The 14595-nt window shown below is 63.3% G+C and carries 16 protein-coding genes; 12 read left to right on the forward strand and 4 right to left on the reverse strand.

Annotated features, from left to right (window positions below; genetic code table 11):
* Positions 1 to 96 precede the first annotated feature (96 nt).
* The 7 genes from ACF2JD_RS02840 (at position 97) to ACF2JD_RS02870 (ending at position 6118) form a co-directional block, all read left to right on the forward strand.
* The gene (locus ACF2JD_RS02840) at positions 97 to 411 is read left to right on the forward strand and encodes a hypothetical protein (protein WP_162627270.1); all 315 of its coding nucleotides are present in this window, start codon (positions 97 to 99) and stop codon (positions 409 to 411) included.
* Between the two features lie 200 nt (positions 412 to 611).
* Positions 612 to 962, forward strand: a complete 351-nt coding sequence (locus tag ACF2JD_RS02845; protein WP_171275729.1) for an ArsC family reductase — start codon at positions 612 to 614, stop codon at positions 960 to 962.
* Positions 963 to 984: 22 nt separating this feature from the next.
* Positions 985 to 2112 carry a succinyl-diaminopimelate desuccinylase gene (gene dapE, locus ACF2JD_RS02850; RefSeq protein ID WP_440986713.1) on the forward strand — a complete coding sequence of 376 codons (1128 nt, stop codon included), beginning with the start codon at positions 985 to 987 and terminating at the stop codon, positions 2110 to 2112.
* Positions 2109 to 2798, forward strand: coding sequence for a M15 family metallopeptidase (locus tag ACF2JD_RS02855; protein WP_440986714.1), 690 nt, complete (start codon positions 2109 to 2111; stop codon positions 2796 to 2798). The genes dapE and ACF2JD_RS02855 overlap by 4 nt, the downstream gene beginning before the upstream one ends.
* Entirely contained in the window at positions 2795 to 2941 is a 147-nt protein-coding gene (locus ACF2JD_RS02860; protein WP_080675092.1) for a hypothetical protein, read from the forward strand. Before ACF2JD_RS02855 ends, ACF2JD_RS02860 begins: the two co-directional genes overlap by 4 nt.
* 256 nt (positions 2942 to 3197) lie before the next feature.
* Complete coding sequence (locus ACF2JD_RS02865; RefSeq protein WP_163136011.1) at positions 3198 to 4925, forward strand: potassium/proton antiporter; 1728 nt, start codon at positions 3198 to 3200, stop codon at positions 4923 to 4925.
* Between the two features lie 89 nt (positions 4926 to 5014).
* The gene (locus ACF2JD_RS02870; RefSeq protein WP_106887434.1) at positions 5015 to 6118 is read left to right on the forward strand and encodes a beta-N-acetylglucosaminidase domain-containing protein; all 1104 of its coding nucleotides are present in this window, start codon (positions 5015 to 5017) and stop codon (positions 6116 to 6118) included.
* 74 nt (positions 6119 to 6192) lie between these two features.
* Here the strand turns inward: ACF2JD_RS02870 and ACF2JD_RS02875 are convergent, their stop codons facing one another.
* On the reverse strand, positions 6193 to 6825 hold the full coding sequence (locus ACF2JD_RS02875; RefSeq protein ID WP_106887435.1) for a LysE family translocator: 633 nt from the start codon (positions 6823 to 6825) through the stop codon (positions 6193 to 6195).
* A 163-nt stretch (positions 6826 to 6988) separates the two neighbouring features.
* On the opposite strand from ACF2JD_RS02875, the gene ACF2JD_RS02880 reads away from it, so the two are divergent.
* The 3 genes from ACF2JD_RS02880 to ACF2JD_RS02890 all read left to right on the forward strand — a co-directional run bounded on the left by ACF2JD_RS02880 (position 6989) and on the right by ACF2JD_RS02890 (position 9629).
* Positions 6989 to 8611 (forward strand): methyl-accepting chemotaxis protein, encoded by a 1623-nt coding sequence (locus ACF2JD_RS02880; RefSeq protein WP_440986715.1) that lies wholly within the window; start codon positions 6989 to 6991, stop codon positions 8609 to 8611.
* 159 nt (positions 8612 to 8770) lie between these two features.
* Entirely contained in the window at positions 8771 to 9301 is a 531-nt protein-coding gene (locus tag ACF2JD_RS02885) for a DUF1523 family protein (RefSeq protein ID WP_106887437.1), read from the forward strand.
* A gap of 31 nt (positions 9302 to 9332) precedes the next feature.
* Entirely contained in the window at positions 9333 to 9629 is a 297-nt protein-coding gene (locus ACF2JD_RS02890) for a winged helix-turn-helix domain-containing protein (RefSeq protein ID WP_106887438.1), read from the forward strand.
* A gap of 72 nt (positions 9630 to 9701) precedes the next feature.
* On the opposite strand, the gene ACF2JD_RS02895 is transcribed toward ACF2JD_RS02890, so the two are convergent.
* A complete protein-coding gene (locus ACF2JD_RS02895; protein ID WP_111911189.1) occupies positions 9702 to 10172 on the reverse strand; it encodes a hypothetical protein in 471 nt (156 codons plus the stop codon).
* Positions 10173 to 10201: 29 nt separating this feature from the next.
* Complete coding sequence (gene rihA, locus ACF2JD_RS02900; protein ID WP_440986716.1) at positions 10202 to 11137, reverse strand: pyrimidine-specific ribonucleoside hydrolase RihA; 936 nt, start codon at positions 11135 to 11137, stop codon at positions 10202 to 10204.
* A gap of 208 nt (positions 11138 to 11345) precedes the next feature.
* Here rihA and ACF2JD_RS02905 point away from each other — a divergent pair, with 208 nt between their 5' ends.
* Positions 11346 to 12077: a pseudouridine synthase gene (locus tag ACF2JD_RS02905; protein ID WP_440986717.1), complete on the forward strand. Its 732-nt coding sequence runs from the start codon at positions 11346 to 11348 to the stop codon at positions 12075 to 12077.
* Between the two features lie 97 nt (positions 12078 to 12174).
* Here ACF2JD_RS02905 and udp read toward each other — a convergent pair whose 3' ends face one another.
* Entirely contained in the window at positions 12175 to 12930 is a 756-nt protein-coding gene (udp, locus tag ACF2JD_RS02910; protein ID WP_106887442.1) for a uridine phosphorylase, read from the reverse strand.
* Positions 12931 to 13322: 392 nt separating this feature from the next.
* Between udp and yiaY the strand changes: the two genes are divergently transcribed.
* The gene (gene yiaY, locus ACF2JD_RS02915) at positions 13323 to 14474 is read left to right on the forward strand and encodes an L-threonine dehydrogenase (RefSeq protein WP_234677810.1); all 1152 of its coding nucleotides are present in this window, start codon (positions 13323 to 13325) and stop codon (positions 14472 to 14474) included.
* Positions 14475 to 14595 lie beyond the last annotated feature (121 nt).

The raw sequence follows: 14595 nt of genomic DNA on the forward strand, positions 1-14595 counted from the left end.
CCCTCCACTTTTTTTGCGTTGGATCAACGCCCGTCAGGGGTGAACTGGCCAAGATGCCCGTCGATACAGAGCGACCATTTCGCACCGGAGAGAGTTATGACAAGCCAAGCCACCGCAGGGACTTCGACCTGCGACTACAAGCTGTGGGACATCCTCGTCGAGTCTGCAAAGGAACGCACCACCATTCGTTATTCCAAGCTGGCCAGGCAGGCCGGGCTGGAACAGTGCCAGGATGAGCTGCGCACCCTGCTGCAACGCATCCGCATGTACTGCACCGAAAACAACCTGCCGATCCTCTCCGCCATAGTGGTGGACGACGTGGGCAAATACACAGGCCTCTCCTCCAGCCTGCCGGATGCGCCCTGGGAGCGGGCCCGGGTCTTCGACCACGAGTGGACCACCCTGCACTGATAGCCCCCTTCCCTCAAAACGCGCCCCCAGGCGCGTTTTGGCTATCTGATCCCTCGCGATTTCTCCCCCCTCCCCGCTGGTAAAACCAGCCAGCCCGGCCATGAGCGTTGCCATGGCTGGGCCACAATGCCAGAATCGGGCCCTTGCATGATTTCACGTTCGGATTTCAGGGCCCCGGGCCCGCAGATATAGGATCTCCCATGGCCACCACCCTCTATGGCATCAAGAACTGCGACACCATCAAGAAGGCCCGCAAGTGGCTGGACGAGGCTGGCATCGACTATCGCTTTCACGATCACAGGGCCGACGGCCTCGAGCCTGCCCGGCTGGACGGCTGGCTGGCCCAGCTGGGCTGGGAAGCCCTGCTCAACACCCGAGGCACCAGCTTCCGCGCCCTGCCGGAGGAGGCCAAGCAAGGGCTGGACACCGCAAAAGCCCGTGCCCTGCTGCTGGAACACCCCGCCATGATCAAGCGCCCGCTGCTGGATCGCGATGGCGAGCTCACCCTGGGGTTCAAGGCAGACCACTACCAATCCCTCTTCTCTCGTTAAACTTTTCTGTTAAGGAACGCCGATGTCGGATGTCATCGCACTGGCCAAGGATCTTATCCGCCGCCCCTCAGTTACCCCGCTGGATGAAGGGTGCCAGACCCTGATGGCGGAGCGCCTCGAGCGCCTCGGGTTCGTCATCGAACCCATGGTGTTTGAAGACACCACCAACCTCTGGGCCCGCCGTGGCAGCGAGGGGCCGCTGTTCTGCTTCGCCGGCCACACCGACGTGGTGCCCGCCGGGCCGCTGGACAAATGGCATACGCCGCCGTTCGAGCCGACCATCCAGGATGGCATGCTCTATGGCCGGGGCGCCGCCGACATGAAGGGGTCGCTGGCCGCCATGGTGGTGGCCACCGAGCGCTTCGTCGCGGCCCACCCGGATCACCAGGGCTCCATCGCCTTTCTCATCACCTCCGATGAAGAGGGACCCTTTATCAACGGCACTGTGCGCGTCATCGACACCCTGGAGGCGCGCAACGAGAAGATCCGCTGGTGCATCGTCGGCGAGCCCTCCTCCACCGCAGTGGTAGGGGACGTGGTGAAGAACGGCCGCCGTGGCTCCATCACCGGCGATCTGCTGGTGCGCGGAGTACAGGGCCATGTGGCTTACCCTCATCTGGCAGACAACCCCATCCACAAGGCGGCGCCAGCCCTGGCGGAGCTCGCCGCCACCGTCTGGGATCAGGGCAACGCCTACTTCCCCCCCACCAGCTTCCAGATAGCCAACATCCAGGCCGGAACCGGCGCCTCCAACGTCATCCCCGGCGAATTGCAGGTGCAGTTCAACTTCCGTTTCAGCACAGAGCTCACTGATCTCGACATCCGCGAGCGGGTCGAGGCACTGCTGACCCGTCACGGTCTGGACTTTGAGCTGAAGTGGACCCTCTCAGGCCAGCCCTTCCTGACCGACACCGGCGCCCTGCTGGAGGCCACTGTCGCCGCCGTGGCCGCGGTCAACGGTCAGCAACCTGCCCTGCTCACCACGGGCGGAACGTCCGATGGACGCTTTATCGCCCCCACCGGGGCTGAGGTCATCGAACTGGGCCCGGTCAACGCCACCATCCACAAGGTGAACGAGTGCGTGAAGGCGGACGATCTGGATCTGCTGGCGGACATGTACCAAGGGGTGCTGGAGCACTTGCTGGCATGACCCAGGATCAACTGCTTGGGCTCGACGAGAGCCACCTCATCCTGGTGGGGCGCGGGCCTCACCGCCTGACCGCCGCCACCGCGGCGGCCTTCAACGACATGCAGGTGGCGGCCGCCTATGAAGGGTTCAACCTGCAGGCCGCCTCCAGCTGGCGCAGCTTCGAACGCCAGCTCGCCATCTGGAATGGCAAGTGGCGCGGGGAGCGGCCCCTGCTGGACGCCGACAACCATCCGCTGGATGCGCTGCAGCTGGGGGAGACAGAGCGGCTGCACGCCATCTTGCGCTGGAGCGCCCTGCCGGGCACCAGCCGCCACCACTGGGGTACGGATCTCGACATCTACGACCCCGACTGCCTGCCCGCCGGTACCAGGCTGGCGCTGGAGCCCTGGGAGTATGAGGCGGGAGGCTGGTTTGCCGATCTCGGCGAGTGGCTCGGGGATCACATGAGCGACTTCGGCTTCTTCCTGCCCTATGCCAAACCGCTGGACGCGGCTCAGGGGGTCGCCTACGAGCCCTGGCACATCAGCTTCGCCCTGGAGTCCGCTGAACAGCGGCTGGATCCGGATGCGCTGGCGCTTTGCCTGCAACAGGCGGATATTGAAGGCAAGGCGTGCATACTGTCCCATCTCGACGAGATCCTGGCCCGTTATGTCACTGCCGGTCACACCGAAAGGAGAATCCGATGAGTGTGTGGTTATGGATAGGCCTGCCGCTGCTGTTTTTGCTCGGCCTGTTTCTCAATGCCATCAAGGACATGAAACAGCTCGAAAAGCAGTTGCCGAAATACAAGGACAAGATCCGGGAAGTCAAGGACGACGAGGACGACTGACCTCCCCCGCAGGAGCCAGATGGCGCTCCTGCGCCCCCACCCGGCCTGCTGACAACCCGGCACCCGCCCCCTGAAAATGGGCACCAATCGCCACTCCTTCCCCCTCTTTCTCGTCCCCCTCAGGCCCCGCGCCTACTGCTTAAAAACAGCACAACAACCGTAAAAAACTGCAAATCGATGCACAATTAAGCCACACAAAGGGGTGCAATCTGCATATAATGTGCCTGTTTTGCCGCCCGCCATAAGGAGTTCGCCATTGGATGCCACCACCATCAACAGTTTCTTTTTTATCGGTGCCTTGTTGGTGGGAGCCAGTGTCCTGTTAAGTGCGCTCTCGTCCCGGGTCGGCATCCCCATCCTGGTCATCTTCCTCGCCGTCGGCATGCTGGCCGGTGAAGATGGCCCCGGCGGCATCCACTTCGCCGACTACTCTGTCGCCTACCTGGTGGGTAACCTGGCGCTGGCCATCATCCTGCTGGATGGCGGCATGCGCACCCGGGTCTCCTCCTTTCGGGTCGCACTCTGGCCCGCCCTGTCGCTGGCCACCGTCGGGGTGGCCATCACCACAGGCCTGACCGGTCTGGCCGCCGCCTGGCTGTTTGACCTCAACCTGATGCAGGGGATGCTGATCGGCGCCATCGTCGGCTCCACCGATGCGGCGGCTGTCTTCTCCCTGCTCGGTGGACGCAGCCTCAACGAGCGGGTCAGCGCCACCCTGGAGATAGAGTCCGGCAGCAACGACCCCATGGCGGTCTTTCTCACCGTCACCCTGATAGAGGTGCTGGCCAGCGCCCAGCAGGGGCTGGATGCCGGCTTCCTGCTGCTGCAACTCATCAAGCAGTTTGGTCTCGGCGCCGGCATAGGCCTCGCGGGGGGCTGGCTGCTGTGGCGGCTCATCAACACGGCCCGCCTGGCCCCTGGGCTCTATCCGCTGCTCACGGTGAGCGGCGGCCTGCTGATCTTCGCCCTCACCACGGCGGTGGGGGGCAGCGGCATCCTCGCCATCTACCTCACCGGCCTGTTGCTCGGCAACCTCTCCCTGCGCAGCCGCAGTACCACCTTGTCGGTGCTGGACGGTCTGACCTGGCTCAGCCAGATCGGCATGTTCCTGGTGCTGGGGCTGCTCGCCACCCCGAGCAATCTGCTGCCCATCGCCGTGCCGGCGCTGGCGCTGGCCATGTGGATGATCCTCTTTGCCCGCCCGGTATCGGTCTGGATAGGCCTGCTGCCGTTCAAGAACTTCGCCCCCCGGGAGCGCTGGTTCATCTCCTGGGTCGGCCTGCGTGGCGCCGTGCCCATCATACTGGCGGTCTTCCCCATGATGGCGGGGCTGCCCAATGCCCAGCTCTACTTCAATGTCGCCTTCTTCGTGGTGCTGGTCTCCCTCATACTGCAGGGCAGCTCGCTGCCGCTGGCCTCCAGGCTGGCGCGGGTGGAGGTACCGGCGCCGCCGTCCCCCATCAACCGCTCCGGGCTCGAGATCGATCTCGACAGCCAGTGGGAGACCTTCGTCTATCGCCTGAGCGCCGAGAAGTGGTGCATAGGCTCGCCCCTGCGGGAGTTGCGCATGCCCCAGGGTACCCGCATCTGCGCCCTGTTCCGCGGCCAGGAGCTGCTGCACCCCTCGGGCAGCACCTGCCTGCAGTCGGACGACATCCTCTGCGTCATCGGCCACGAGCGGGATCTCCCCGCCCTCGGCCAGCTGTTCAGCCAGGCGCCGGAGCAGGATCTGGGCCCGCGCTTCTTCGGTGACTTCCTGCTGGAGGCGACCGCCAGGCTGGTGGATCTCGCCCCGCTCTACGGGCTGGATGTGAGCGAGGTGGCGGATCAGACCCTGGGCGATTTCATTGCCCATCAGTTGGGCGATAATCTGGTAGTGGGTGACCACGTCGCCTGGCAGGGCCTGCTCTGGACGGTGGCGGAGATGGAAGAGGGTGAGCCTCGCAAGATAGGGGTACGCTTCCTGGAAGAAGATCCGGTCTAGGGCGCAAGCCGGACCCTGTTCAATACACATACTCGGCGCCCGTTCCCGCCAAGACGGTGAACCGGCGCCCGGCGAGAAGGGAGTGACCCATGCCTTATCAAACCCTGTTGTCTGGTCTGTATCCTCCCTCCCCCCGACTGGGGCTGATCGAGGGCTTCTTCGGCAAGGGCTGGAGCTGGGAGGCCCGTGCCCGCTATGCCCAGTGGCTGCCCCGCCATGGCTATGGCTTCTACCTCTATGCCCCCAAGGAAGACGGCTATCTGCGCAAGCACTGGGCCGAGCCCTGGCCGAGGGAGCAGCTCGACCACCTGCGCCAGCTGGCCCAGCAGTGCAGGGACAACGGCCTCGCCTTCGGTGTGGGGTTGAGCCCCATGGGCGCCCATCACGACTACGCTCACAAGCGCCCGGCCCTGCTCGAGAAGGTGCGCCTCATCGAGGAGGCGCTCAAGCCCGATATACTGGCGGTGCTGTTTGACGACATGAAGGGGGACACCCCGGATCTCGCCCACTGGCAGCTCACCATAGCCCACGACATCGCGGCCCACACCGGCGCCAGCCGTCTCATCTTCTGTCCCAGCTACTACTCGACGGATCCTGTGCTGGAGAAGGTGTTCGGCGCCATGCCCCCCCACTATCTGACGGATCTGGGCCAGGGGCTGGACAAGGGTTTTGACATCTTCTGGACAGGCCCCAGAGTCTGCTCCACCGACTACCCGGCCGCGCACCTCAAGCAGGCCGCCGACTGGCTGCACCGCAAGCCCTTCCTGTGGGACAACTACCCGGTCAACGACGGCAGCAAGGCGAGCAGCTTCCTGCACCTGCGTGCCTTCGAGAACCGCCCCGCCGAGCTGGCGGAGCTGACCGCCGGCCACGCGGTCAATCCCATGAAGCAGGCGGCGCTCTCCGTGCTGCCGCTCGCCACCCTGCCCATGAGTTACCGGCTCGGCCACCAGTACGATCCGGATCAGGCACTGCACACCTCCCTCAACGCCACCTGCGGGCCGCAGATCTCCGCCATGATAGAGGCGGATCTGCCGCTGTTTCAGGACATAGGCTTGGCCCAGCTCACCCCCGAGCAGCTCACCCACCTCAAGCACCGCTATCTGCCGTTCCAGGATCAGAGCTGCGTGAACGAGATCCTGCGCTGGCTGGCGGGGGAGTATGTGTTCGATCCGGACTGCCTCACCGACTGACACCTCGCCGGACGCCCAATAAAAATGCCACCTCCCCTTCAGCAAGGGAGGTGGCATTTTTCATTCCGATCGCCTCAGCCGAAGGCCAGCCAGACGCCGACAAACAGCATGAGCGAGCCGGCGATGCGGTTCATCAGGGTGACGTTGCCGCTCTTGGCGAGGAAGTGGCGCAGGGTGCGGCCACCGCTCGCGTAGAGCAGCAGGCAGGAGAATTCTATGACCAGGATGAGCACCACCAGGGCGCTGATCTGGGGTGCCATCGGCTTGGCCGCATTGATGAAGGGGGGCAGCAGGGAGACCATGAAGGCCCACCCCTTGGGATTGGCGATGGCGGTGACGAAACCCTGCAGCGCCAGGCCAAGCGGCTTGGTCTCCTGGCCGGCCGAGAGATCCGCCGGAATCGCCATCTTGCCCTTGGCTTGCCACATCTGGATGCCGAGCCAGACCAGATAGGCTCCGCCCACGTACTTGAAGGCCGAGAACAGGGCCGGATAGTTGAGCATGACGGCCGCCACCCCGACCACGGAGAGTACAGAGACCAGGCCGACCCCGATGAGCTCTCCCCACATCATGTGCAGGGTTCGGCGCACCCCCAGGCTCATGCCCAGGGTCATCGCCAGTGTCATGCACATGCCGGGGGTCACGGAGACAAAGAAAAACGTGGGAATAAAGAGCGCCAAGATGGCGGGATCAATCCAGTCGGACACACTACACCTCCAGGTAACAAGCAGTCGATCTTGCCTATCACACTCTTTTAACACAAGAAAAACCTTTGCGTTCAGCAAGAATTCAGCATTAAAAACCCTGTGACAAGAGTTGTCGCGCCTGTGTAAGATGCCGCCTCACTCCTCTTTTGGGTTAGGATCTTTCATGTCTTTGAATAATCTGTCCATTCGTCTGCAAGTTCTCATTCCACTACTGCTCGCCAGCCTGCTGATGCTGCTCATGGCCGTGATCAGCAAGCAGGAGATAGACGGTGCCATCAAGGACATGAACGACACCACCACCAGCGTCACCCGCCACAAGGATGACATCGCAGCCCTGATCCACGCCACCTACCGGCTGCGCACCAATGCCATCTACGGCCTCTACGATCAGGCCCGCTTCGCCGAGCTGCCCGGCACGCTCAATGCCGCCGAGCAGGAGATAAGCGGCCTCTTGTCCCGGCTGGTGATCCCCGGTGCCGAGCAGGACAACAGCCAGGTGGCCTCGGCCCTGCAGGCCTATCTCGGCCACACCCGCAGCAACATGCTGCCACTGCTGACCCAGCAGTACAGAGACGGGACCAAGCCCGCCGGCTATGAGCAATCCAGGCTGCGCTTTCGCGAGCTGGGGGAGCAGTTGATCAAGCAGATTGACACCCTCTCTGCCCACATCAACCAGCTGATCCAGCAGGAGATAGCCCAGGAGCAGGCCCACTACCAGGCCACCCTGCTGCAGACCCTGCTGCTGATGGCCGCCACCCTGGTCGCGGCGCTCTGCGGCGGCTGGTGGCTCTCCGGTCGCATCGTCCAGCCCATAGGCCAGTTGCAGGAGGTGATGCACGCCGTCGCCCTCGGTCGCTTCAACGTGCGCGCCAAAGCCGAAGGCAACAACGAGCTGGGCCAGCTGGCCAAGGACATCAACCAGACCCTGAGCCAGCTTGGCAGCACTATCCAGGCCCTGACCGGCATCAGCGGCAACGTAGCCTCCGCCGCCACCGAGCTGGCCGCCGTCATGACCCAGTCCGAGGCCAATGCCCAGCAGCAGCGCAGCGAGACCGAGCAGGTGGCCTCCGCCGTCACCGAGCTGGCCAGCACAGCCGACAACGTCAACCACAATGCCGCCCTGGCCGATGAGCTGGCGCGAGAGGCCAACAGCCGGGTCGAGCAGGGGCTGGCCCTGTTTGCCGAGAGCATCCAGGCCAACGGCCGCATGGCGGGCAGCCTGGAGAACGCCGCTACCGTGGTGGCGCGGCTCAAGTCCCAGTCCGAGCAGATCGGCAAGGTGATAGAGGTGATTCAGAGCATCTCGGAGCAGACCAACCTGCTGGCGCTCAACGCCGCCATCGAGGCCGCCCGCGCCGGCGAAACCGGCCGTGGTTTTGCGGTGGTGGCCGACGAGGTACGCCTGCTGGCGGCGCGGACCCAGGACTCCACCAAGGAGATCCAGGCCATCATAGAGCAGTTGCAGAGTCAGTCCCTGTCGGCCAACAGCGGCGTACAGGAGACCCTGGAGATCCTCGGCCACAACCAGCGTCTCTCCGCCGAGGTGCAAGACCTGCTGGGAGGCATCACGGAGGCAGTCAACCAGATCAACGGCGCCAATGCCCAGGTGGCCACCGCCGCCGAGGAGCAGTCCTGCGTCACCGCCGACATCAGCCGCAACATCACCAACATCCACGAGATAGTGAACCAGAACGTGGCCGGCATCACCCAGAGCGCCGCCGCCAGTCACGAACTGTCACAGCTCGCCGAGCAGCAGCGCAGGCAGCTCGCCCAGTTCCAGCTGTAATCCTCCCCCTTCTCTTTGGCAGACCCCGGGCCCGGCACCGGGTCTGCCCCCTCCCGTTTAAAACGGCTTTTTGCCCACAAGGCGCCATTAGGGGCTGGGCTGCATCCACAAATATGGGTATGGTAGAGGCACGTCATTCCCCCTCACCCAGAGAACACCATGAGCCTGAAGTTCAAGAAACCCGCCTTTATCGCTTTGGGGCTCATCGCCCTCGTGTCCGCCACCTGGCTCGATTTCTATCTGCCGGAACACACCATAGCCACCATCACAGGGGTCGAGGTGAAGCGCACCGACAAGGATGGTCCCATCAGCCAGAAGAACCCGGCCGACGGCCCCATCACCGACGTCTATTACATCTACACCGAGCGTCCCGGCGAGAAGATCCGGGTGTTCCGCAATGAAGATACCGGCTGGGGCTGGCCCTTCTACTTCAAGTTCAATGCCGCCGACGTCCAGGCCAAGGCCAAGTCCATGGAGTTCGAGAAGCGCCTGGCCATCATCACCTCCTACGGCTGGCGCGTGAACATGTTCTCCCTCTTCCCCAACGTCACCAAGATAGAGAGCACCCAGCCCGATGCCTCCACCTGGAGCTTCTTCCGCTGGTTCTGGTTCGGTGTCTGGGCCCTGGTGATGGGCAAGGCCGCCATCGCGACCTGGCGCTACTTCGACCGTCTCGAGGACGAGATATGAGGGGCACATCGGCATCAGGCGGAGACGGGCAATGACGGAACCGAGCAAGACCCGCACCAGCTTCTACCGGCGGCTCTACGTGGCCCATCTGATAAGCCAGGGCACGGACACTGTGCCCGCCATCATGGCCGCCACCGGCATGCCGCGCCGCACCGCCCAGGACACCCTGAGTGCCCTGGCCGAACTCGATATCAGTTGCGCCTTCGAGCAGACCGAGGGGGCTCGCCACCTGCAGGGCCACTATCGCATCAGCGACTGGGGCCCCATCAATCCTGACTGGATCAAGGCTCAGCTGCCGGTCATCAAGCAGACCCTGGGTTATCCCTGAGGGCGAGCTGGCAATCGATAAATAGAGAGGGGAGCCCAGGCTCCCCTCTCTATTTATCTGCAGGATGCGCCCCTACTCCGGGAAGGGCTCCTCCGGCAGCGGATCCGCCGACTCCCCCTTGGTGCAGTCGATGATGGAGCGCTTGGGGTTGCCCGGGTCACGCAGCAGCAGGGGAGCCTCCCCCCTGTCGTGCTTCTGCTCGTCGGCAAACTCGCTGCCGTAGGCGTTGTGGGTCAGCCTGCGCGCATTGGCGATGGGGGTATCCACAAACAGGGCGTGCACCTCGAAGGTCGAGGCCGGGATCAGAAATCCCGTGATGGGCAGGCCATGAAGCTCCTGGTGGGTCTTGTACCAGGCGAAGCCGTCTGACGTCTTGTCGGGGGTGAAGGTCTTGAGCAGCGGGTGGGACGGCTCACCGCTCTCGCTGTCCAGGTAGAGATCGTCCAGATCGCAGGTCGCCAGCCCCTGCCACATCCTCTCGAAGGGGGTGGCACAGGCCGTCAATTGCATACATGTCAGCAGTGCCAACGTCCCTTTCCACATGCCCAACCCCTTATTCGATGTCCGAGTTCTTAGTCAAATGCCCTTAGACGCCCCACCAGCAGATCGATGAAGCCGACCCTGTCCAGCCCCAGCAACACCCGCGCATTGGCCGGTCTGCCGGTGAGCCCGTAGCGATCCACTACCGTCATGCCGGTAGTATGGGTGCCTCCGGTTTCGATATCGACCCGGCACTCTACCCCATGGAACAGCGTCGGTGCCAGCAACCAGGCGATGGTACAGGGGTCATGGAGCGGCGCGCCAGCAAATCCCCACTTGGGATCCCTGTGGTAAATCATGAAGAAATCGAGCAGATCTGCCACGCACTGGGCCACCGGATTGGGGATGGCGCGCACCCGCGCTATGTCCTCGTCCATCACCTGGGCCTCGTGGGTCACATCCAGCCCGCACATTGTGATGGGGATACCGGCGTTGAACACCATATCGGCTGCTTCCGGGTCCACATAAATATTGAATTCCGCCGCCGGGGTCCAGTTGCCCGCCCCCGCCGCGCCGCCCATCAAGACGATGCGAGCAATCTTGGGCTTGAGCTCGGGATGGGCCGCCAGCAGCAGGGCGATATTGGTCAGCGGCCCGGTCGGCACCAGGGTGACCGGCTCCGGGCTCTCGCGCAGGCACTTGACCATCAATTCGAGGCCCGTCATGGCCTGGGGCGCAAAGGCGGGATCCGGCAGTGTGGGGCCGTCGAGACCCGATTCGCCGTGAACGTTGTCGGCGATAATGAGCTCGCGCATCAGGGGTTTGGGCGCCCCCGCCGCCACCGGAATGTCGTGGCGACCGAGCAGGGTGAGGATGCGCAGGGCGTTGTTGAGGGTCTTGTCCGGGGTCTGGTTGCCCGCGCTGGTGGTCACCGCCAGCACCTTGAGCTCTGGGCTCGCCAGCGCCAGTATGAGGGCGATGGCATCATCGTGGCCGGGATCGCAATCGAGAATAACGGGCAACGCCATGGAGAGGCTCCTTACGACATGACAGGGAGCCATACCTTAGCAAGCCAGCGCCGAATGAACTCGGGAAGGGGTCACAAAACGGCATCGTCCTGCATTATCAATCACTTGCCACCAGGCCCGCCGGGCAGGCACTGGCCAGTTCGTCCCGATTCGCCCCGCGCCGCCGCTTGGAGTATGATCGCCCCCCGTTTCCAGCCCGCAGCCGCCCATGTCCGCCATCGTCGATACCTTTATCGCCCCCCCTTGCAATGCCCAAATAGAGATCCTGTTCGAGGATGAACACCTGCTGCTCATCAACAAGCCGAGCGGCCTGCTGAGCCTCTCGGGCAAGAACCCGCAGAACCTCGACTCTGTCCACCATCGACTGGTGCGGGATTACCCCGGCTGCACCCTGGTGCACCGCCTCGACTTTGGCACCTCAGGTCTCATGGTGGTGGCCAGAGACAAGGCCATCAACGGGATGCTGTGCCAGCAGTTCAGCCAGCGGGCGGTGAGCAAGGCCTATGACGCCCTGCTGTGCGGACATCTCGCGGACGATGAGGGGGTGATCGACGCCCCCATCGCCAAGGATCCGGCGATCTTCCCCCTGATGAAGATCTGCGCCAGCGGCAAGCCCGCCCGCTCCCGCTATCGGGTGGTGGAGCGACTGGTGCGCGAGGGCGCTGGGGGCGAGCCCTTGCCATTGACCCGGGTCAGCCTGGTGCCGGAGACGGGCCGCACCCATCAGCTGCGCATCCACAGCCAGCTGCTGGGTCACCCCATACTCGGCTGCGATCTCTACGGCGGTCTGCTGTTGCTGGGCTGTAAGCAGGCGCCACGGCTGATGCTGCACGCCAGCGCGCTGGATTTTATGCATCCGGTGAACGGCGAGCCGATGCAAATCAGATGTGAGGCGCCCTTTGAGGAGGTGCTTGAGGCAATGACGGGGCAAAAAGCGTAACGCGGAGAAGGAGAAAGTGAGAACAGCGGCAAACGGCGGATAAAGATAGGGGCCGCGCTTTCGCAACGGCCCCCACCCCCCACTCGTGGTGGTGCTATCAGATCAGCTTGCGGGCGGCGCCCAGCACGATCTTGATGGCATCAGATTCGGTTCTCGCCATGGTTTCGGCGTTCGGGATTTCCTGCTGGGTACGGTTCACGATGACACCGGCCACCATGCCGGCGCGCAGGCCCTGGCTGGTGCACATGGTCAGCAGGGTGGCAGATTCCATCTCGTAGTTCAGCACGCCCATGGCTTGCCACTCTTTCATGGAACCCTGGAAACGGCTCACTACGCGGCCGGAGACGGTGTCATAACGCTCCTGACCCGGGTAGAAGGTGTCGGAAGAGGCAGTCACACCCACGTGCAGCTTGGAACCCATCTCCTTGGCGGTGTTGACCAGCGCAGTGGTGCAGTCGAAGTCGGCCACGGCCGGGAACTCCATGGGTGCAAAGTGCAGGCTGGCACCGTCGAGGCGCACAGAACCGGTGGTCACAATCACGTCGCCCACGTTCAGGTGCGGCTGGATGGCACCAGTGGTGCCGATGCGCAGGAAGGTATTGATACCCAGCTGGGCCAGCTCTTCTACCGCGATGGAAGTGGACGGGCCGCCGATACCGGTGGAGCAGATGATCACGGCCTTGCCGTCCATCTCGCCGCGCCAGGTAGTGAACTCACGATGGCTGGCCAGGTGCACAGGGTTGTCCAACAGCTCTGCGATGCGCTTCACGCGCTCGGGGTCACCGGGAACGATCGCCAGGGTGGCGCCTTGCAGATCCGCTTTCTTCAAACCCAAGTGAAATACATCAGACATAGTGGACTCCTGGTTGCATCCCGCCGCCTCGCAGCCGAGCGCAGTTAAGGTGATTCTTTATGGTATTTTCGAGCCTGTTTCCCTCCATTGGGGAAGGCGCCAACTATGGTCGAAAGCGCTTTCCAATTCCTTGACGCGCTTCACACTTCCGCGCATCCGCGGCCCTAAAAAACCGGCAAAACGTTTGCTAACCTGATGAATTTCTTGAAAAACGTTTTTATACCGAACAAGAGGCAAGGGCCCTTGTCAATCCCCGCCTGGCCCCGGTTTTTCGGTACGTGATCGAGTCCATAAAGTTGTCAATCAGATACCATTGACCCCTTTTCATCCCCTCTGACGCTGTTATGTTGAGGCCCGTATACCACTTAATGGCTAATCATACGGAGTCCACCATGGCGACATTCAAGTTCTACATTCCCGCGGTCAACCTGATGGGGGCGGGCTGCCTGCAAGAGGCGGCGGCCGACATCCAGGGTCATGGCTTTCGCAAGGCGCTGATCGTCACCGACAAAATTCTGGGCCAGATAGGCGTGGTCGCCAGGCTCACCGCCCTGCTGGCAGAACATGGCATTGAAAGCGTGGTTTTCGATGAAACCAAGCCAAACCCCACCATGACCAACGTCGAATCCGGTCTGGCCATGATCAAGGCCCATGGCTGCGACTGCGTCATCTCGCTGGGGGGCGGCTCCCCCCATGACTGCGCCAAGGGCATCGCCCTGGTGGCCACCAACGGGGGCAGCATCCAGGATTATGAAGGGGTGGACTGCTCCGCCAGGCCGCAGCTGCCGCTTATCGCCATCAACACCACAGCCGGTACCGCCTCCGAGATGACCCGTTTTTGCATCATCACCGACGAGGCGCGCCAGGTGAAGATGGCTATCATCGACAAGCATGTCACCCCGCTGATGTCGGTCAACGATCCCGAGCTGATGCTGGCCAAGCCGGCCGGTCTCACCGCCGCCACCGGCATGGACGCCCTGACCCACGCCATCGAGGCCTATGTCTCCACCGCCGCCACCCCGGTGACCGATGCCAGTGCCGTGATGGCAATTCAGCTTATCGCCAAACACCTGCGCACCGCCGTCAACCAGGGGGACGACCTGCACGCCCGCGAGCAGATGGCCTATGCCCAGTTCCTGGCCGGCATGGCCTTCAACAACGCCAGCCTCGGCTATGTGCACGCCATGGCCCATCAGCTCGGCGGTTTCTATGACCTGCCCCACGGGGTCTGCAACGCCGTGCTGCTGCCCCACGTGCAGACCTACAACGCCCGGGTGAGCGCCGCCCGTCTGAAGGAGGTGGCCCGCCACATGGGGGTGGATGTGAGCGCCATGAGCGACGCGCAGGGGGCCGAGGCGGCCATCGCCGCCATCAAGCAGCTGGCGCTGGATGTGAAGATCCCGGCCGGGCTGGAGCAGCTCGGCGTCAAGGCCGATGATTTCGACGTGCTGGCCAGCAACGCCCTGAAAGATGCCTGCGGCTTCACCAACCCCAAGCAGGCAAGCCACGAAGAGATAGTCGCCATCTTCCGCGCCGCCATGTGACGGGGCGATTATGTGTCAGGGCCGCCACGCGGCCCTTTTTATTGGCAGGAGGATCAATGGCTTTTTACTTCCGCACGGGGAGTGGGTATGATTTGCCGAGCTAAAAAGACTGTATGGATGA

This window comes from Aeromonas ichthyocola, from assembly GCF_046087985.1.
Taxonomy (GTDB): domain Bacteria; phylum Pseudomonadota; class Gammaproteobacteria; order Enterobacterales; family Aeromonadaceae; genus Aeromonas; species Aeromonas rivipollensis.

Coding starts and splice junctions, on each gene's coding strand:
- rihA (WP_440986716.1), bottom strand. CDS start 11,137: ATGGCGTTGCCCGTTATTCTCGATTGCGATCCCGGCCACGATGATGCC.
- udp (WP_106887442.1), bottom strand. CDS start 12,930: ATGTCTGATGTATTTCACTTGGGTTTGAAGAAAGCGGATCTGCAAGGC.
- ACF2JD_RS02890 (WP_106887438.1), top strand. CDS start 9,333: ATGACGGAACCGAGCAAGACCCGCACCAGCTTCTACCGGCGGCTCTAC.
- ACF2JD_RS02905 (WP_440986717.1), top strand. CDS start 11,346: ATGTCCGCCATCGTCGATACCTTTATCGCCCCCCCTTGCAATGCCCAA.
- ACF2JD_RS02855 (WP_440986714.1), top strand. CDS start 2,109: ATGACCCAGGATCAACTGCTTGGGCTCGACGAGAGCCACCTCATCCTG.
- ACF2JD_RS02860 (WP_080675092.1), top strand. CDS start 2,795: ATGAGTGTGTGGTTATGGATAGGCCTGCCGCTGCTGTTTTTGCTCGGC.
- ACF2JD_RS02870 (WP_106887434.1), top strand. CDS start 5,015: ATGCCTTATCAAACCCTGTTGTCTGGTCTGTATCCTCCCTCCCCCCGA.
- ACF2JD_RS02840 (WP_162627270.1), top strand. CDS start 97: ATGACAAGCCAAGCCACCGCAGGGACTTCGACCTGCGACTACAAGCTG.
- dapE (WP_440986713.1), top strand. CDS start 985: ATGTCGGATGTCATCGCACTGGCCAAGGATCTTATCCGCCGCCCCTCA.
- ACF2JD_RS02885 (WP_106887437.1), top strand. CDS start 8,771: ATGAGCCTGAAGTTCAAGAAACCCGCCTTTATCGCTTTGGGGCTCATC.
- ACF2JD_RS02845 (WP_171275729.1), top strand. CDS start 612: ATGGCCACCACCCTCTATGGCATCAAGAACTGCGACACCATCAAGAAG.
- yiaY (WP_234677810.1), top strand. CDS start 13,323: ATGGCGACATTCAAGTTCTACATTCCCGCGGTCAACCTGATGGGGGCG.
- ACF2JD_RS02880 (WP_440986715.1), top strand. CDS start 6,989: ATGTCTTTGAATAATCTGTCCATTCGTCTGCAAGTTCTCATTCCACTA.
- ACF2JD_RS02895 (WP_111911189.1), bottom strand. CDS start 10,172: ATGTGGAAAGGGACGTTGGCACTGCTGACATGTATGCAATTGACGGCC.